The following is a 17,807-nucleotide window of genomic DNA, read 5'->3' on the forward strand; positions in this document are numbered from 1 at the left end:
GGCGTGTCAGTCGAGGGGGACGCCGGACCGGACGACCAGGCGGGGCGCCGACTCGTCCCAGAGGACGTCCGGGCTCTCCAGCGGGTTGCGGGGGAGGATCAGCAGGTCGGCGGCGGCGCCGATCTCGACGCGGCCCAGGTCGGCGCGGTTGAGAAGGCTGGCGTTCACCGAGGTCGCCGAGCGCAGGCAGGCCAGCGTCCCGGACGCCTCGGCCTGGAGGCGCAGCCCCGCCAGTTGCTCGTCCTCCAGGTCGCCCATCAGGTCGGTGCCGAAGCCGACGGGGACGCCCGCCTTGCGGGCCAGCTCGACGGCGCGCTTGCCTGCGTGCAGCACCTCCTCGTTCTTGGCGCGCCCCACGGGCGGCAGGCCCACCTCGTCGGCGCGGCGGCTCATCGCGTCGTAGGTGGCCAGGGTCGGGACGAGGTAGGCGTTGTGCTGGGCCATCAGCAGGGCGGTGGCCTCGTCGAGCAGGTTGCCGTGCTCGATGGAACGGACGCCGTTGACCAGCGAGTGCCTGATCGCCTCGGGTGAGTAGGCGTGCGCGGCCACATAGCTGTCGCGCCGGGCGGCCTCGCCGGTCACGGCCTGGATCTCCTCGGGCGAGTACTGCGGTGGCCGGATCGGGTCGGTCGGCGACACCACCCCGCCCGAGGACATGATCTTGATGGCGTGGGCGCCGCGGCGGAACCGGTCCCGGACCGCGACGCGCAGCGCGTCCACCCCGTCCACGACCTCGTTCATGTGCCGGCCGTGCAGGCAGACGTCCAGGTCGGCGGGGCGGCCGTCGCCGTGCCCCCCGGTCTGGCTGAGCGCGGGACCGGTGTAGAGGTAGCGGGGCGAGGCGATCAGCCCGGTCGCGACGGCCTTGGCGAGCCCGGGGTCGCCGCCCGCCACGTCCCGCACGGTCGTGAAGCCGCGGCGCAGCGCCCTGCCCAGCCGCCGGGCGCCCAGCAGCGCGACGTAGCTCAGCGGCGCGGCGTCGAACTGGAAGGCGTGCAGCGAGATCCCGTACGCGTGGAAGTGCGCGTCGATCAGCCCGGGCAGCACCGTCCGGCCGCGCGCCTCGATCACCCGTTCTGCCCTGGTCACCCGGTCGCCGATCTCGGTGACGACGCCGTCGCGGACGTACAGCGACGCCTCGGCGAGCTCGGCCGACCAGCCGTCGAAGATCAGGGCGTCGGTGATGGTCAGCTCGCTCATACGGTGCCTCCTCGGCCGAACGGGTCCGTGCGCGGGAACGGCGCGGCGGAACCGCGGTCGCCGCGCCGTCACGCCGACATCATGGCGCAGACCTGCGACAGGGCACCCGAGGCTACGCCGGTGACCAGGGGCTTTCCGCAGGGTGGAGGTTGATGAGCGGGCGCGGTGCGGCGCTCTCTAAGGTGGTCCACGGCGACGACCGACGACGAGGAGAGGCGTCCATGACTCACGAAGTGCGCGGAGTGGTGGCCAGGGCCAAGAACGAGCCGGTGTCGGTGGAGACCGTGCTGGTCCCCGACCCGGGGCCCGGCGAGGCGCTGGTGACGGTGCAGGCGTGCGGCGTGTGCCACACCGACCTCCACTATCGTCAGGGCGGCATCAGCGACGACTTCCCGTTCCTGCTGGGGCATGAGGCCGCCGGAGTGGTCGAGGCCGTGGGGGACGGCGTCACCGACGTGGCGCCCGGCGACTTCGTGATCCTCAACTGGCGCGCGGTGTGCGGGCAGTGCCGGGCCTGCCTGCGCGGGCGCCCGTGGTACTGCTTCGACACCCACAACGCGACGCAGAAGATGACCCTCGCGGACGGTACGGAGCTGTCGCCCGCGCTGGGCATCGGCGCGTTCGTGGAGAAGACGCTGGTCGCGGCCGGGCAGTGCACCAAGGTCGACCCGGAGGCCAGCCCCGCGGCGGCCGGGCTGCTGGGCTGCGGGGTGATGGCGGGACTGGGCGCCGCGATCAACACCGGCGGGGTGACCAGGGGCGACAGCGTCGCGGTGATCGGCTGCGGCGGGGTCGGCGACGCGGCGATCGCCGGTGCCCGGCTGGCCGGCGCGGCGAGGATCATCGCGGTGGACGTGGACGACCGCAAGCTGGAGTGGGCCAAGGGCTTCGGCGCCACCCACACGATCAACTCCTCGGGCACCGACCCGGTCGCCGCGATCCAGGAGCTGACCGGCGGCAACGGCGCGGACGTCGTGATCGAGGCGGTGGGCCGCCCGGAGACCTACAAGCAGGCGTTCTACGCCCGCGACCTGGCCGGGACCGTGGTGCTGGTCGGCGTCCCGACCCCGGACATGACGCTGGAGCTGCCGCTGCTGGACGTGTTCGGCCGCGGCGGTGCGCTCAAGTCGTCCTGGTACGGGGACTGCCTGCCGTCCCGCGACTTCCCGATGCTGATCGACCTGTACCGGCAGGGCCGGCTCGACCTGGACGCCTTCGTGTCCGAGCGGATCGCGCTGGACGAGGTCGAGTCCGCGTTCACCAAGATGCACCACGGCGACGTGCTGCGCTCGGTGGTGATCTTCTAGTGGCTCCGGCTCGGATCGACCACACCGTCACCTCCGGCACGTTCTCCCTGGACGGCCAGACGTTCGACGTCGACAACAACGTGTGGGTGCTGGGCGACGACGCCGAGTGCGTGGTGTTCGACGCCCCGCACGACGTCGCCGCGATCCGCCGGGTGGTGGGCGACCGCCGCCTGGTGGCGATCCTGGCCACGCACGGCCACGACGACCATGTCAGGGTGGCGCCCGACCTGGCCGACGCCACCGGCGCGAAGATCTACCTGCACCCGGCCGACCTGCCGCTGTGGCGGCTCACCCACGCCGAGCGGCGGCCGAGCGAGGAACTGGCGGACGGCCAGGTCATCGAGGTCGCGGGCACCCGGATCGAGGTGATCCACACACCCGGTCACGCGCCGGGGGCGTGCTGCTTCTATGTCGCTCCTGGGGGCGGTCCCCCAGACCCCCCGAACGCTTCGCGTGGCGGCATGCGCGACCAAGCGGTGCTGTTCAGCGGGGACACCCTGTTCCAGGGCGGCCCCGGGGCGACGGGACGCTCGTTCTCCGACTTCAACCTGATCATCGCCTCGATCCGGGACAGGCTGCTGACGCTGCCGCCCGAGACCGTCGTGCACACCGGCCACGGGCCGTCCACCACGATCGGCGCCGAGGCGCCGCACCTCCAGGAATGGATCGACCGCGGTCACTGAGCCCGCCTGAGTACTCCGCCGGTCGCGTCTGAGTAGGACGGCGGATGCCCCCTGCCCGCCCGTCTCGATTCAATCACCACTAATGGTGACGAGACGGGCACCGCCCGAGCGTGTGCCGGGCGGGCGGCAGGGAGCGCTGATGGTCGCGATCACTGAGCGGAGAACAGGGCAGGAGACGCCGAGCGCGTCGGCGCCCGAGCCATGGCAGCGGACGGCGCCGCGCCTGGGGCCTCTCACACCGCGGGAGCGGTGGCGGCGTGCGCGGCTTCAGGCGTACTCGTGGCTGCTGACCGGCGTCTACCGCGGCGCGTCGATCCACCCTGCGGTGTGGCGGTTCGTGGCGCGCTGCTACCACCCGGCGTTCGACCGGCTCGCGGCCAGGCATGCCCGCGTGGCCTGCGAGTTCGCCGCCGTGGACGTGCCCGCGTACCGCGACTTCCTGCGGCGCCGGCTGGGCGGGACGCGACCGCGGCGGCTGGCCGACTTCCCGGAGATGACCAAGCTCGGCTACGTCGGCGTGTACGACGAGGCCAGCCGGTGCCAGGAGGGCAGGCTGCACCGGGCCGGGGTCGTCGTGGACGAGTCGTCCGGCTCGACCGGCCGGCCGTACAACTGGGTGCGCGGCCCGCGCGAGCTCAAGGGCATCTACCGGAACGCGGCCGGCTACATCCAGCTCGTCTTCCCCGGCGACCGGCTCTTCGTGATCAACGGCTACTCGATGGGCGCGTGGGCGACCGGCACCACCACCGGCACCGCGATGGCGCGGATCGCGATGGTGAAGAACACCGGCCCCGACCTGGAGAAGATCGTCGACACGCTGCGGCACTTCGGGCCGGGGTACGACTACGTGATCACCGCGTACCCGCCGTTCCTCAAGCACCTCCAGGACCGCCTGGACGCGATCGGCTTCCCCTGGGAGCGGTACCGGATCCGGGGGATGGTCGGCGGCGAGGCCATGACCGAGGCGTTGCGCGCGTACCTGGAACGGCGGTTCGAGGAGGTCAGGTCCGCGTACGGGGCGAGCGACCTCACGATCGGGATGGGCGCGGAGACCGGCTTCACCGTGTGGCTGCGGCGGCGGCTGGCCACCGACGCCGGGCTGCGGCGCGAGCTGCTGGGCGAGGACGAGCAGCGGCTGCCGATGATCTTCCACTACAACCCGCTGGAGACCTACCTGGAGGTGAACGAGCGCGGCGAGCTGCTGTGCACGATCAACAGCAAGACCTGCCTGCAACCCAAGCTGCGCTACAACGTGGGCGACGAGGCGCTGTTGCACTCGTACGCGAAGGTCAAGGAGATCGTCCGGCGGGACCCGGAGCGCTGGGCGGAGTGCCGCCGGGCCATGGCGGGCGAGCGGATGTCGCTCCCGCTGCTGTTCCTGTTCGGCCGGGCCGACAGCACGGTCTCGTACATGGGCGCCAACCTCTACCCTCAGGACGTCGAGTACGGCCTGTACGAGGGCAACCCCTACGCCGCCCACATCGCGCGGTTCTGCATGTCGCTGGAGGAACAGCCCGACCTGGAGGCCCGGCCGGTCGTCAACATCGAGCTGCGGGACGGCGCCCGGCTCGACGAACCGGCCGTGAGGCTGCTGGCGGACACCTGCCGGCGCGGCGTGCTCGACCACCTGGCCTCGGTGTCGCGCGACTTCGCCGCCTCGCTCAAGGAGGACCCGTCCGCCGGTGACCTGCGCGTACGCGTCCATGCCGCGGGCGAGGGCCCGTTCGCCGCGCTCGCGGGCGGGAGCCGGATCAAGAACACCTACCTGGTGAAGGGACGGGCCGCCTGATGCGGACGACCGATTTCAGCAAGGCGCCCCCGCAGGGGCGGGCCACCGCGATGTTCGTGGGCGCGACGCGCTACAGCGGCCCGCTCGCGCTGGTCAGGCTCAGCGTGAACTACGTGCGCATGGTGCGCGACATGAAGCGCATGAAGGGCTACCTCTGGCACAAGGTGTACTGGCAGTTCCCGTTGACGCTGGGCGCGGTGGCCTTCTTCACCGACCGGGACGCCCTTCTCCGGTTCGCCCGCAGCCGCCACCACCGCAAGCTGATGCTGTGGCTGACGGACGGCAGGAGGAACGCGAAAGGCGGGTTCATCCGGCTTTATAACGCCGACCCGCATGGGTACAGCAACGGCATCTGGCGGGCCGAGGGCGACGAGATGGCGCCCATCTCCGAGTTCACGCCTCTGAGCACCGAGGAACACGGCCCGCCGGTCGCCCGCCGGCGCCCGCTCCGGAAGGCGCGCACGTGATGCGGTACTCGTTCACACCGGTGGAAAGCCGCCGGGACCTCCGGGATTTCGTCGCCTTCCCGCGATGGGTGTATCGGAAAGGGCATGGCGAACGGCATCACGTGCCGGCACTCGTCCAGCAGATCCGGGACTGGCACCGCGGCCAGGTCCCCGGCGTGCGGCTCTACCTTCTCCGGGACGCCGAGGGGCGCGTGGCCGGGCGCACGACCCTGCACACAGATCCCGATTTCGACACCAAGCAGGGAAGGCCGCTCCAGCTTTTCGGACTCACCGAATTCGTGGACGATCCCGCCGCGTCAGCGGCGCTCTTCGACGGCATCTGCTCGGCCGGGCGGTCGTCCGGCAAGGCGGCGGCGTTCGGCCCGGTGGCGTTGCTTCCCAACCAGTCCGGAGGGGTCATCACCAGCGGATTCGAGGAACGCGGGTTCATCGACAGCGCCTGGAACCACCCCTACTACCCGCGAGCGTACGAGGCGTACGGCTTCGCGCGGCGGTTCGAGTCCGACACCTGGATCTGCCCCACGACCCGCGATCCCGAGGAGGTCTTCCCGTTCGACGAGGCGCAGACCGAAGCCGAGGAACTGGTGGTGCACCGGGGCGACCGCAAGCGTCTCCGTGAGCAGCTTCCGATCCTCCGCGGAATGCTGAACGCGAGCTTCGCCCAGCTCGGCTACTACACCGAGATCTCCGCATCCCAACTCGACTGGCAGACCGACGGCCTCGCCCATCTCATCGACGAGTCGCTGCTGCTCTATCTCACGAGAAAGGGGGAGCCGGTCGCGTTCGTCCTCTGCGTACCGGACATTTCCGAGTACGTCATGAAGGCCGGTGGTGACCTGAATCCTTCCCGGCAACTCCTGCTTCTCCTCACCCGAAGGCGGTACCGCCGGGACGCCGTGCTCATCATCAAGGGCACGGTTCCCGAGGCCCAAGGGCAGGGCTATATGCGGCTGTTGTCCCGGGAACTGCTCCGCAATCTGCGATCAGGAGGTTACGACTTCCTCCGGAGTACGTATGTCGAGCGCACCAATGCGGCGTCGGCGGCACAATACGTGGCCATGGGCGGCCGCCCCCTGCACGGATACACCTTCTACGAGAAAGAGCTGCGGTGAACCCAGACGCCCTGGATGCCCTGCGCGCGCTCGAACCGGACTTCTGGCGGGCGCCGAGCGCCCACAACACCCAGCCCTGGGTGCTGCGCTACCGCGAACGCGACGTGGAGATCGGCTGGGATCCGTCCCGTACGCTCCCGGCGGGCGACCCGACCGGCCGCGACCTGCGGCTCGCGCTGGGCGCGTTCGCCGAGACCTGCCTGATCGTCTGCGCGGACGCCGGGCTGGACGTCGCCTTCCGCCAGGATTACGACGAGACCGCCCACCGCGCCGGTCACCTCGTCGCCGCGGACGGCCCGTACACCACGCCGTTCACCACGCAGGACGTCCGTGACCGCCGTACCGCCCGCGGCGCCTACCAGCCGGGACGGCTGGACGGCCATCTGGCCGCGCGGCTTGGTGACCTGGCCGCCGAGGAGAAGGCCGAGCTCCGACGGATGCGCGCCCGCGAGCTGATCGGGCTGCTGCACGAGGCCGACCACCACCTGTTCTCCACCCCGCCCATCGTCCGCGAGCTGCGCGACTGGCTCCGGCTCGACCCGGAGGACCCCCGGTACCGCCAGGACGGCCTCACCGACCGCGCGCTCGGACTGTCCCGCCGGCAGGCGCGGGGCCTGCGGTTCGCCCTGTCGCCCCGCGCCTACCCGCTGCTGCGTCGCGCCGGGATCGCCAGGCTGCTGTCGAAGGCGTCCCTGAGCGCCCTGGACTACGACGGCGAGGTGATCGTCCTGGTGGCCCGTCCCGGATGCAGCGAGAGCGAACAGGTCGCGCTGGGGCGGGTGCTGATGCGGCAGTGGCTCACCCTCTCCACGTTCGGCTACGCGACGCACCCGTTCAGCCAGATCGTCGACGCCGAGGTCACCAAGCAGCGGCTGGCCAGGCTCCTCGACGTCGACGACCCGTCCCGGCTGGTCGGCGTGGTCCGTGTGGGCCGTCCCCTGGCGCCTCCGCCGTCGTCGGCCCGGGTGCGCAGCTACATCTGACCGTCCGGGTCCGGGCGAGCGGACCCTCGGCCACCACCGCGACCATCACCGTCCGTGCGGCACGCACGTGGCGGCGGCAAAACCTGCCGCTATAGTGGAAATTCACGGTGCGCTGATCGTCGTTCCCCAAGGAGCCGTTGTGGTCTCCGATACGACAACGAAGAGTGCGTCCGGTGGCAGGGGTTCCACGCTCGTCCAAGGCGATCCTCTGGTCCCGCGGCTGCTGCTGGGCAGGCGCCTGCGCGACCTGCGCGAGGCCCGCGGCATGACCCGGGCGGACGCGGGCGGGGCCGCCCACATCTCGATATCGAAGCTCACGCGCATCGAGCACGGCCGCACGGGAGTGCGGCAACGCGACCTGGCCGGGCTGCTCGCCGCGTACGGCATCGGGGACACAGCGGAGCGCTCCACCCTGGCCGCCTTGGCCGACCAGACCAACGCCCGCCCCTGGTGGCACCCGCGCCGCGACGCCGTCCCGCACGGGATGGGCGGCTACCTCAGCGCCGAGACGGCGGCCAGGCTGGTGCGGCGGTTCGAGGACCGGTACGTACCGGAACTTCTGCGCACGGACGCTTACGCGCGAGCGGTCCTGCGCGACGAGGACCCTGGATCGGTGGAGGCGCGGCTCGACCTTCTCTCGCGCCGGCAACGCCTGCTGCGCCGCCGTCCACGTCCGGTGAACCTGTGGGTCGTGCTGGACGAGGCGGTGCTGCGGAACCGGGTGGGCGACGCGGTCACGATGCGCGGGCAGCTCCGGCACCTCATCGAGATGTGCTGGCGGCCGAACGTCACCGTCCAGATCCTGCCGAGCGGCCTGCGGCACGATGCGGGCGGCCCGCTCACGCTGCTGCGCTTCCCGCAGGCGAGCCTGCCCGACCTGGTGTACCTCGACCCTCCACGCGGCCCGTCCTATCCGAGCAGACAGGCCGACATCGAGCAGTACTGGCACGTGTTCAACACGCTCGTCACCAGGGCCGCCCCGCCCGAACGCACCCCGCAGATCATCGAGAGCGTCCTGGCCGGAGCCTGAACGCCGTCGTCGCGGTGGTCATGCGGGCGGTGTCACCGTGACCGTCACCGACCCGCCACCGGACCCGGTCCCATCCTGCCCGGTGCTCTGCGTGTCCTCGACCGCGTCGATCGCGAGGGTGTAGCCGTTCTCCAGCCGCTGGCTGTGCCCGGCCTTCCCCCGTACCGTCCAAACGGCGCCCTCGGGCGGGACGCCTTCGCCTTGCAGCACGACGACCGTCCCGACGCCGCGCGAGACGCCACCGATGCCGAGGCGCAGCCCGGCCACCCATCCGGTGGTCCCGACCTGGATGCTCCGCGTCTCCCGGCCGGTGGCGGACGGGCTCACCCGGGCCGTCGGAACGCTGTGGGTGGACTCCCGCTCCGGCGCCCCGCTCTGCTCCATCCCCCCGCAGCCACCGGCGCCGACCAGGACGAACACCCCGACGAGCAGTATCGGCGCAAGGCGGACCATCGCTCGATTCTCTCTCATCGGACGGGGCTCATATCGACGTCCTCGAAATGGCGGCGGAACTCCTCGAAGGTGACGGTCGCGTGGTCCCGGCCCCATGGGTTGTAGAGCCTCAACCGGCCCTGCCCGTCGATCCGTTCGACCACATAGACATGGTCGGTGCGCAGGCGCGCGGTCCGGCGACCCTCGAAGATCGCCGCGCCTCGTCCGTCGTCGGGGGTGAGCACCGTGACGGCACCCTGCCGCACGGCCGCCGCCAGCTCCTCTTCCCCGACCATGTGCGGCGGCTTCGACCTCCCGGTGCGCCCCGTCAGCAGTTCCATGGCGTCCCCGCCGTCGCCCTGGACGAGCCGCCCGTAGCCGCCCCACCTCTCCGCGAGCGCCTTCTCCAGCACCAGCGGCCAGATCGCCGGCGCCCGTCCCTCCGGGGAGGCGAACGCCAGCCTTCCCTCCTCATCGATCGGGAAGTACGGCGTCACGGTGACCTTCTTCCCGTCCGGGAACGCGACCGTGTACGTCCCGTTCGGGTTGGGCCTGACCATCTCCTTCAGGACGGTCCGTCCCTCGTGCGAGTTGGCCAGTGCGCCCATACCGGCGAGCCACCAGCAGTCCGCGATGCCACCCTGCCTGACGTGCTGTAGGGACGGTTCTCCCTCCGTTCCGAACAACCGGCCACCCCGGACGGCACCCCACGCAGTGGCCGGACTGGACGGCTTCTTCGTGTAGCTCGGCACGTCCGTGAAGTCCGGCTCGATGGACCGGGGCGCCAGCCGCTCAAGGTGGTGCAGCAGCGACACATCGGCGCGCGCCTTGAGAACGTCCACCACCCCATCGCGCCGCAGCAGCCGCCGCACCTCATCACGGCCGAACTCGCCGAACAACGCGTTGATCTCCCCGGGCGAGAGCCGTCCGACGATCTCCCGCACACTGCGCCGCCGGTCGCACAGGATCTCGTACCAGGCGCAGTCACCCTCAAGCGCGTCGCGGACCTCCCCGGCGGCCACCACCCCGACCGCCTTCTCCTCCCCGCTGGGAGGCGGCGGCACCTGCGTAGGATCGGCGGCCCTGCGACCCCACTCCACCTCGCTGACCGGCGCGGTGCTCACGGATGCGCGCACGCCGCACCCGGACAACGCCAGCGCCCCCAGGACTCCGGCGATGACCACAGCGGTACGCGCGTTCACGCCCCCACGCCTCCTGCAACGAGCGATAGGCACCACTCAAACAGCCGCCGATGACGGCAAGGCAGGCATCCGGCCTCAATCAGGACTCGATCCGGGCGCTCGAACACATGTTTGACTCGCGGGGTAGCATGAGGCCATGACCAGTGCTCTTCAAGGGTCGCTGCTCGACTCCTGGGACGAGGCGGGCCCGCGTGAACTTGGACACTCCGTCCAGCGCACCCAGCTCACCGACGGAGCCTGGATCGACCTCCGCCCCAACTGGATCGCCGGCGCCGACGCCCTCTTCGAACGCCTCCTGGACGTCGTCCCCTGGCGCGCCGAAAGCCGCCGCATGTACGACCGGGTCGTGGACGTCCCCCGCCTCCTGGCCTTCTACGACGAGACTTCGACTCTCCCCGACCCCCTTCTGGACCAGGCCGAACAAGCCCTCAACGCCCACTACTCCGCCGAGCTGGGCGAGCCCTTCCGCACCGTCGGCCTCTGCCTCTACCGCGACGGCCGTGACAGCGTCGCCTGGCACGGCGACACCATCGGCCGCGGCGCCAAGGAGGACACGATGGTCGCCATCATCTCGGTCGGCGCACCCCGTCCCCTCCTCCTACGCCCCCGTTCCGGCGGCCCCACCCTCCGCTACGACCTGGGCCACGGCGACCTCATCGTCATGGGCGGAAGCTGCCAGCGAACCTGGGAACACAGCATCCCCAAATCCACCAAGGCCACCGGCCCCAGAATCAGCATCCAGTACCGCCCCCTCAACGTCCGCTAGCCCGCACGGGCCTTCCCCCGTTCCAAAGACGCGATGTATCGTGTTCCCCGTCAACGCGACATATCTCGTCATGGAGATCGCCCATGCGCCTGCGCGACCTGCTCTTCGTCACGGGCACCATCGAGTCCACGGCCCAGCTCACCGAGCGCATGCGCCATATCCGCATCTCCTGCCCACCCCAGCAGTGGACACCGGGCCAGCACATCCGCCTGAGCGTCGACGGCCTCCTGACCCGCCGCACGTACTCGATCTGGGACGGGGATGACGACGGCCTGGAACTCTGCGTCCTGGACCACGGCGACGGCCCCGGCTCCCGCTGGGCCCGCAACGCCACCCCAGGCCAGCAGGTCATCTTCACCAAGCCCGAAGGCAAACTCACCCCACGCCAAGCCCCGTACCACGTCTTTGCAGGCGAAGAAACCGCCGCCGTGGCCTTCGCCCCCATGCTCCGCTCCCTGAACGGCGCCCCCGTCCACGCGGTCCTGGAAGTGGACACCCCAGAAGACCGCCTCCCCGTAGAGGGCGTCACCTGGCAATACCGCGAAGGCAGGTCGGCGGCCTCCTCCAAGACCCTCCTCAACGCCATCCAGTCCCTGGACCTCCCCACCGAACCAGGCATCGCCTACCTGGCCAGCGAAGCCCAAACCATCCAGACCCTCAAGCGCCACTTGCTGCTCGACCGGAGCTGGCCCCGCCGCAACATCCTGACCAAACCCTTCTGGACCCCCAACAAAAAGGGCCTGGAGTGAACTACGGGCCTCCATGGTGGCCGTCCGGTCGAGTGCAACACCTCAGGGGATCGGATCGGGCTGATGGAGCCCACAGCCCTCGGCCACCCGGTGGAGCTCGCGGAGTCTGGGCGCGTCATCGATTCCCAGCCGATCACCCGCCGGACTTTCGCTCAGTCCTGGGGAGCCTCCTTCGGCCTGTCGGCAAGGGAGGCCATCCTCGCGTCCTCGGGCGCGCGGTTGTAGAGGATGTCGAAATACTCCTGCCACTGACGCTTCGCCCTTTCCAGAAGGCCAGGCCAGTCAGTGGCGTCCATCCCCTGGGAACGTAGATTCTTGAGCTTCGCCTGAAAACCCAACGGACGTTCCAGCCGGTCGGCCACCATCACACCGGTAACGTCTCTGAACTGGCTGCGTCGAGCCGCGATGGCGTCCCGGAGGGTGAGGACGTACCTTTCGAACCGGCCGATGTGGTCCCAGTCCGCGGTCACGCCCGGCCGCATGAACTCGAGCACCAGAAGCTGGTCTCCGGAAGACAGGACGAGGTCGACTCGTGCGTTCCATGCCTCCTCCTTGTCCAGGCTGTCCTTCGCAACCTCCGACACGAGCCCGGAGACCCCTCGTTCTTTCTCGAAGGTCTCCCATTCCGGGGAGATCAACCACGGGTTCTCGGCGATGTAGTCGCGGACGGCCAACTCGAGTTCGTGCCGCTGGACCCGCTCCTCCAGGCCCTTGATCAGATTGAGCTGCACTTTGACCCGCTCCGCGGCGTGCAAAGCCGTCATGACACGTGACTCGAACAGGATCCGGACCAGTTCCTGGGAGTCGAGTTCGGCGGAGTCCGCAAGGCGGTCGATCAGGTCGCGCAGCCGGCCCCCTTCCCACGCCGTCAGGATCGCGTTGGCGAGGTCGGTGAACTCGTCGTCGGAGAGAACGGAGATCCTCGCGATCGACTTCAGCGCTCGTTGAACGATTCTTCGCTCGTAGTTCTCCAACCTGTCGAGGCGGGCGGAGAACGGCGTCAGGCGCTTGTTCATCGCCTCCACCTTGGCGGAGGCCCGGCGATCCTGCCAGATTCGCATCAGTTCCTTGAGGCGCCTCTGCCCCCAGTCGAGCAGCGGGAGCGCCTCCTCCGCCTCCCAGTTGATACGTTGGCGTTCCGTCGAGATCAGGTCCTTTTCCTGATCGTCGATGTACTCGGCCTTGACACGTCCCGAGAGGTAGGACAGCGCCTGCTGACCGCCAAGACCGCCGCTCAGGTTGAAGAAGAACGGCCGCTGAGCGAGCTTGTGATGGCTGAAGATCGAGACTCCGGTGAGATCATCATCGCGAATGGGCTGAGGGTAGAAGACGAACCGCCAACGGATCTCGGCGCCGTTGCGCAACGACTCCACGCCCCAGCCGTCCTCGATTCGCATCCCGACGGGCATCTCGTCCTCACGATAGTCGCCGGGGAAGTCGAACTCGATGTCCTCGGTGGCCGCCTCCGACGCGATGGGAAGGCCGTTGACCAGCACGGAGAACTCACCGACGCGTTCCAGCAGCAGGAACCGCCGGGCCATGCTCTCGCGAAATCTGTCGGGGTTGGGGGTCCGTTTCAAGGTCAGGCGTTGCAGCTTGATCCGAGTTCCGTGATCGGCCTTGCGCCCTTCCGAAGCCGGTAGGTACTCGAGTACCTCGACCTCCATCCGTGTGCCGTACGCATACCTGTCCTCGGTGCCTTCGCCCGTCAGCCGATCGACGTCCAACCGGAAGACCGTTTTCTCCCCGGTCTCTCGACTCACCGTCTCCACCTCGAGGATCCCGGCGATACCGAAGCCGGCGAACTTTCCGATGCCCTTGCGGCCCATGACAGGTCGCCCGCCGGGTGTCTTCTCGGAGCCACGGTCGGTCCGTCGGTTGTAGCCCACCTTCAGATAGCGCTCCTGGCACTGTGTCAGGGTCATCCCCTCGCCGTCATCGACGATGTGTATCTCCGCACCCTCGCCGAGGTGGCCAGGAAGTGTGACGCGCACCTCAGTGGCGTCCGCGTCCCAGGCGTTGGAGATGAGCTCGGCGATCGCGGCGACCGGAGATTGGTACATATCTATGCCGAGATGCTCGATCACGCGTCCGTGGAAGCGGATGTAGAGTTTCGCCTCGGCAGAATCCATGGCGTTCGTCCTTGGTCATGTCCAGGTGTTCGAGGATCACGCTAGCGGCGAGAGACGACTCTTGTGGACCCACGATGAGGGCCTGGTGTGGAGCGGCTCTCACTACGGCAGGATCGTTACTCCAGGCGAGGAAGGCCGGAGGAGGTGCCTTGTACCGCGGGGTCGAACTCAACGGCCGATACCTTCTGGCGGAGCCCATCGGCCAGGGCGCGATGGGTGAGGTCTGGCTGGGTATGGACCGCCGCCTCAATCGACCGGTCGCCGTCAAGCTCCTCCTGCCGTTCCAGCGTGGTAGGACCGACCGTGTCGAGCGTTTTCGACGTGAAGCCGAGATCGCGGCCGCCCTCCAGCATCCGGGGATCACGGTGGTGCACGATGTCGGAGAGCACGAGGGCCTCCTCTTTTTCGTGATGGAGTATCTCAAGGGCGAGGACCTCGCCAAGATCATCCGCAGGTGTCCCGCGGGGCTGTCCATCGACCGCGTTCTGAGTGTCGGCATTCAGCTGGCCGACGCCCTCGACGCCGCACATCGCCGTGGTGTGGTTCATCGGGACATCAAGCCCGCGAACATCATGCTCACAGCGGTCGACAGGGTGAAGGTATGCGACTTCGGCGTCGCCCGCATCATGGAACCCACCGCCGGCGAGACGGGGACGGTCGGCGTCGGCACGCCACTGTACTCCGCACCGGAGCAATTCGACGGGCGTGCCGGCGCGCAGGCGGACCTCTACTCGCTCGGTTGTGTCCTCTATGAACTGCTGACCGGGTGTACGCCGTTCCAGGGCTCGCCGGTAGAACTGATGTACAAGCACAAGCACGAAGTCCCGGCTCCGGTGGACTCGCTTCGAACGGAGACGCCGAGCGACCTCAACTCGCTGGTGATGGCCCTCCTCGACAAGGCTCCGAGGAAACGCCCCCATGGAGGGGGCGAGGTCAAGGAGACATTGCGTGCACTCCGGCGACGGCTCAGGGAGGCCGCCGTCGGAGCGGCGATCGTGGTGTCACCGCAGGAGAACGGCGGGCCGGAGCCGGGCGCCCGGAGGGCGGCGCGACAGTGTTTCGAACCACCGCCGGCTTCTCTGCTCGGCTCAGGAGACGTCGAGGCGGATACGGCTCGATCGTCTCGAGATGGTCACGCCGTCCGACTCGGCAGGGTTCTCCGGTCCATGCCGACGGACACCGAAGTACGCCCTCTTTTGGTCGGTCTTGGTGAAAGCCCAGCCGGTGGGCTCGTGGTCGACCTCGCGCATCTATCGCACATGTTGATAGCCGGCGATGAACCCGCGGAGAACGCGGCGGCGGTCCACTCGCTGGTGGTCTCGATCCTCATGCACGCCGTTCCCGATCGAGTTCGCATGATCCTGGTGGATTCGCAGCGGACCGGGTTGTCGATCTACGCGGGAATCCCTCACCTTCTCACCCCGGTCCTGACCACTCCCGAGAAGGCGGTCGGGGCGCTGGGCTGGGTCGTGGAGGAAATGGAGCGCCGCTATGACGATCTCGCGGAACACGGATACCGCCACATCCACGCCTACAACGAAGCCGTGCGCCTCGGTCGGCTCAGGCGGCCCGAACACGCCGTCGGCGGTGGCCCCCACCCATACGTCATCGTGGTCGTGGAGGAACTGGCAGATCTGATGGCGGTCGCACGCCGTGAGACGGAAGATCGCATTGGAAAGCTGACACGTTTGGCGAGGGCGGTCGGCATCCACCTTGTACTCGCCACGAGTCAGGTGACTGAGCGAACCCTCTCGAGACGGCTGACGGCCGATGTTCCGTCCCGTCTCGCGCTCAAGACGGCATCGATCGACCGAAGTGAGTTGGTCATCGACCTGCCGGGGGCCGAACGCCTCGTGAAGGGCGAGGCGCTGTTCTTGCCGAAGGGTGAATCGAAGCCGGCCAGAATCAGATGCGCCACGGTCACGGAGCAGGAGATAGAGTCGGTGGTCGCCCATTGGGTTCGCCAAGTATGAACTGCTTCTTCAGGGTTTCTGAGTGCATGCTCGACTGATCAGTTGATCTCGTCGCGCCGCGAGGACGGACATCGGCGTCGACCTTCGCCATGATCCAACTTGCGGCCTCCGGATTCGAGCGGGATCAGATGTTCGTGGCGAAGTAGCCCACCGAAGGGTCGTCGGGGGTGCCGATGAGCATAGCGCGATCAAGAAAGATGTTGTTCGTCTCGCAACTGGTCTCGGGCAAAAGAACGCAGGCATAGCAGGCGGCGAGATTGAGGCTGTCAACGCCGCTGGCCTCCGACTCCATGCACGGGGGATCCTGCGAACACCATGAAACCCGGCTCAGTGCCGACTTCACCGATTCGTGCAGGCGCTTGTACTCGCCCTGAGCGACGACCCCGCCCAGGCTTCCCGCGGAATCGCTGGTGGCCGTGTAGATGAGAAGGCCGGCCATGTCGTTGGACACGTACAGCCGTTCCCGAAGTGACGCGGCCGGATAACCGGCCTCCAGGCTCCACTCATTGATGAGCGCATGGGCGAGTGTGTGGATGAGGATGTAGCGAGGACTGAGTGGCGACCGAATCCTTCCGATCGACTCGCGCCCCATGACGGCGACCGCACGCCGACGGAGTGCCGCGGTGTGGTTGTCACGGAGGAGGCCGGCCCGAGCGGATGTACCGGCCCTTGTTTCCCAATCGTTCAGTCGCCGCGCATCCAGGGTCAGGAACACACCTTCGCCGCTGACCTCGATCGCCGGAAGCCAGTCCACCTTCTCCTTTGACATCGCGGCCTTCCGGTCGCCGATCGTCACCGGATCGGGAACCTCGACGCGGGTGAAGGACTGCAGCGCGCGGACCTCGCGCAGACGTGTGACCAGCATCGAACGCTCGATCCCAGGTGGGAGAGGCGTATCCGGATCTTCGGGTGGCCTGGTGCACTCGAAGTCATCGCCTCGGTCGATCGTCGCCGTGCCGAACCGCAGCTGTTCGTACTCCTCTCGACGCAGCTCGGTAGCCGATTCGAGCGCCTCATATGTGTCGGCGTCCGGTTGCTCGCTCTCCATCAGGCGTTGTCGGCGCTGCACCGCCTCGATGACGTCCTGGGAGGTGAAGCGGGAGTCGCGCAGAATGCCGTTCCCCCTGATGACCTGTTCGATGGTCGTGTGATCGACCCGTTGCTCCAGCAGCGTCTTCAGGGTCTGGTAATGAGGGTTGATCCGCTTCTGCAGGGTTTCCGACCAGGGTGGGATGGACAGCGCGGAGCGGTTGACGGGGAACCAGGCGGCCGAGGAACCACGCTGCAGCGTGCGTGGAAGCGCCGTGCACCCTTCCTGCTCGGTTCCACGCCCGAGCCAGGGACGCCGCCCCCGGCAGGGGATTCCCAGCCGGGACAGCGCATGTCGTCCGAAGGCGCCCTCCATGGAAGCCTCCTTGCCACAGGTGCATCGGATGATCACAGACCGAAGAGAGGCGGTCCGTCCGCCGCTGTGCAGGCTGAGCTCGTGCCTCCCCTCGAACGAGGAGCCCGCCGGAGACGTCTTCTTGTGCACCCAGTCGAAGTAGGGGAAGTCGTCCAGATGCCCGTTCTCGCACGCGATGACGAATCGTGATGGTGTCAGCGGCTTGTCACAGGCGCCGCACCGACTCTTGCCCCGCGGTGATCCGAACTTTCGGAACTCCTTGAGGTCATGGCAGGTCGGGCACGAATAGAACTCGGGGAAGAGCCGGACCCGTACACCGTCCCCCGCCGGGGGTGCGGCCGCAGGGGGAGGCTGAAACCCGTTCACGCCGAGCCAACGTTCCAGGCGGGGTTCGTAGATCGCGGACAAGACATCGACCTTCCAGCTGTCGAGGCCGCTCACGACGTAGGACTGATCCCCGATGGCGACCAGGGACCCGACCCCGTAAGTCGTGATCATTTGAGCTCGTCGCACCGCCCCCAAGGGGGTCCTTGTGGCCTGACGTGCACGCTCCCCGCCTGCGCTCCGTCCACGGCGA

General features: G+C 68.7%; 15 protein-coding genes. 10 read left to right on the top strand and 5 right to left on the bottom strand.

Annotated elements, in window-relative coordinates; translation table 11 throughout:
* Positions 1-6: 6 nt before the first annotated feature.
* Entirely contained in the window at positions 7-1,200 is a 1,194-nt protein-coding gene (locus QSK21_RS31455; RefSeq protein ID WP_285701144.1) for a metal-dependent hydrolase family protein, read from the bottom strand.
* 221 nt (positions 1,201-1,421) lie between these two features.
* Between QSK21_RS31455 and QSK21_RS31460 the strand changes: the two genes are divergently transcribed.
* From QSK21_RS31460 to QSK21_RS31490, 7 genes are all read left to right on the top strand, one after another.
* Positions 1,422-2,507, top strand: coding sequence for an S-(hydroxymethyl)mycothiol dehydrogenase (locus QSK21_RS31460; protein WP_285701146.1), 1,086 nt, complete (start codon positions 1,422-1,424; stop codon positions 2,505-2,507).
* A complete protein-coding gene (locus tag QSK21_RS31465) occupies positions 2,507-3,190 on the top strand; it encodes an MBL fold metallo-hydrolase (protein ID WP_285701147.1) in 684 nt (227 codons plus the stop codon). The genes QSK21_RS31460 and QSK21_RS31465 overlap by 1 nt, the downstream gene beginning before the upstream one ends.
* A gap of 139 nt (positions 3,191-3,329) precedes the next feature.
* Positions 3,330-4,979: a phenylacetate--CoA ligase family protein gene (locus tag QSK21_RS31470; protein WP_285701149.1), complete on the top strand. Its 1,650-nt coding sequence runs from the start codon at positions 3,330-3,332 to the stop codon at positions 4,977-4,979.
* On the top strand, positions 4,979-5,446 hold the full coding sequence (locus tag QSK21_RS31475) for a DUF4188 domain-containing protein (protein ID WP_285701151.1): 468 nt from the start codon (positions 4,979-4,981) through the stop codon (positions 5,444-5,446). The genes QSK21_RS31470 and QSK21_RS31475 overlap by 1 nt, the downstream gene beginning before the upstream one ends.
* Positions 5,447-5,547: 101 nt before the next feature.
* Complete coding sequence (locus tag QSK21_RS31480) at positions 5,548-6,558, top strand: hypothetical protein (protein ID WP_285701153.1); 1,011 nt, start codon at positions 5,548-5,550, stop codon at positions 6,556-6,558.
* A complete protein-coding gene (locus QSK21_RS31485) occupies positions 6,555-7,541 on the top strand; it encodes a nitroreductase family protein (protein WP_285701155.1) in 987 nt (328 codons plus the stop codon). Before QSK21_RS31480 ends, QSK21_RS31485 begins: the two co-directional genes overlap by 4 nt.
* A 139-nt stretch (positions 7,542-7,680) precedes the next feature.
* Positions 7,681-8,571: a helix-turn-helix domain-containing protein gene (locus QSK21_RS31490; RefSeq protein ID WP_285701157.1), complete on the top strand. Its 891-nt coding sequence runs from the start codon at positions 7,681-7,683 to the stop codon at positions 8,569-8,571.
* A gap of 18 nt (positions 8,572-8,589) precedes the next feature.
* Here QSK21_RS31490 and QSK21_RS31495 read toward each other — a convergent pair whose 3' ends face one another.
* Both QSK21_RS31495 and QSK21_RS31500 read right to left on the bottom strand, forming a co-directional pair.
* On the bottom strand, positions 8,590-9,024 hold the full coding sequence (locus tag QSK21_RS31495) for a hypothetical protein (RefSeq protein WP_285701159.1): 435 nt from the start codon (positions 9,022-9,024) through the stop codon (positions 8,590-8,592).
* Between the two features lie 14 nt (positions 9,025-9,038).
* Positions 9,039-10,205, bottom strand: coding sequence for a C2 family cysteine protease (locus QSK21_RS31500; protein WP_285701160.1), 1,167 nt, complete (start codon positions 10,203-10,205; stop codon positions 9,039-9,041).
* 136 nt (positions 10,206-10,341) lie between these two features.
* On the opposite strand from QSK21_RS31500, the gene QSK21_RS31505 reads away from it, so the two are divergent.
* Together QSK21_RS31505 and QSK21_RS31510 are read left to right on the top strand one after the other, a co-directional pair.
* Positions 10,342-10,971: an alpha-ketoglutarate-dependent dioxygenase AlkB gene (locus tag QSK21_RS31505; RefSeq protein WP_285701161.1), complete on the top strand. Its 630-nt coding sequence runs from the start codon at positions 10,342-10,344 to the stop codon at positions 10,969-10,971.
* An 83-nt stretch (positions 10,972-11,054) separates the two neighbouring features.
* Positions 11,055-11,720, top strand: a complete 666-nt coding sequence (locus tag QSK21_RS31510) for a siderophore-interacting protein (RefSeq protein ID WP_285701163.1) — start codon at positions 11,055-11,057, stop codon at positions 11,718-11,720.
* A 152-nt stretch (positions 11,721-11,872) separates the two neighbouring features.
* Here QSK21_RS31510 and QSK21_RS31515 read toward each other — a convergent pair whose 3' ends face one another.
* Entirely contained in the window at positions 11,873-13,852 is a 1,980-nt protein-coding gene (locus QSK21_RS31515) for an ATP-binding protein (protein ID WP_285701165.1), read from the bottom strand.
* A 149-nt stretch (positions 13,853-14,001) separates the two neighbouring features.
* Between QSK21_RS31515 and QSK21_RS31520 the strand changes: the two genes are divergently transcribed.
* Entirely contained in the window at positions 14,002-15,825 is a 1,824-nt protein-coding gene (locus tag QSK21_RS31520; protein WP_285701166.1) for a serine/threonine protein kinase, read from the top strand.
* 124 nt (positions 15,826-15,949) lie between these two features.
* On the opposite strand, the gene drmB is transcribed toward QSK21_RS31520, so the two are convergent.
* Positions 15,950-17,743 carry an MrfA Zn-binding domain-containing protein gene (gene drmB, locus QSK21_RS31525; protein WP_285701190.1) on the bottom strand — a complete coding sequence of 598 codons (1,794 nt, stop codon included), beginning with the start codon at positions 17,741-17,743 and terminating at the stop codon, positions 15,950-15,952.
* Between the last annotated feature and the right edge of the window lie 64 nt (positions 17,744-17,807).

This window comes from Actinomadura sp. NBRC 104412 (assembly GCF_030269515.1).
In the GTDB taxonomy this organism is placed as follows: Bacteria; Actinomycetota; Actinomycetes; order Streptosporangiales; family Streptosporangiaceae; genus Spirillospora.

Excerpts from the sequence above, each read along its gene's own strand:
- QSK21_RS31455 (WP_285701144.1), bottom strand. The coding sequence starts at position 1,200 with ATGAGCGAGCTGACCATCACCGACGCCCTGATCTTCGACGGCTGGTCG.
- QSK21_RS31460 (WP_285701146.1), top strand. The coding sequence starts at position 1,422 with ATGACTCACGAAGTGCGCGGAGTGGTGGCCAGGGCCAAGAACGAGCCG.
- QSK21_RS31470 (WP_285701149.1), top strand. The coding sequence starts at position 3,330 with ATGGTCGCGATCACTGAGCGGAGAACAGGGCAGGAGACGCCGAGCGCG.
- QSK21_RS31475 (WP_285701151.1), top strand. The coding sequence starts at position 4,979 with ATGCGGACGACCGATTTCAGCAAGGCGCCCCCGCAGGGGCGGGCCACC.
- QSK21_RS31495 (WP_285701159.1), bottom strand. The coding sequence starts at position 9,024 with ATGGTCCGCCTTGCGCCGATACTGCTCGTCGGGGTGTTCGTCCTGGTC.
- QSK21_RS31505 (WP_285701161.1), top strand. The coding sequence starts at position 10,342 with ATGACCAGTGCTCTTCAAGGGTCGCTGCTCGACTCCTGGGACGAGGCG.
- QSK21_RS31510 (WP_285701163.1), top strand. The coding sequence starts at position 11,055 with ATGCGCCTGCGCGACCTGCTCTTCGTCACGGGCACCATCGAGTCCACG.
- QSK21_RS31515 (WP_285701165.1), bottom strand. The coding sequence starts at position 13,852 with ATGGATTCTGCCGAGGCGAAACTCTACATCCGCTTCCACGGACGCGTG.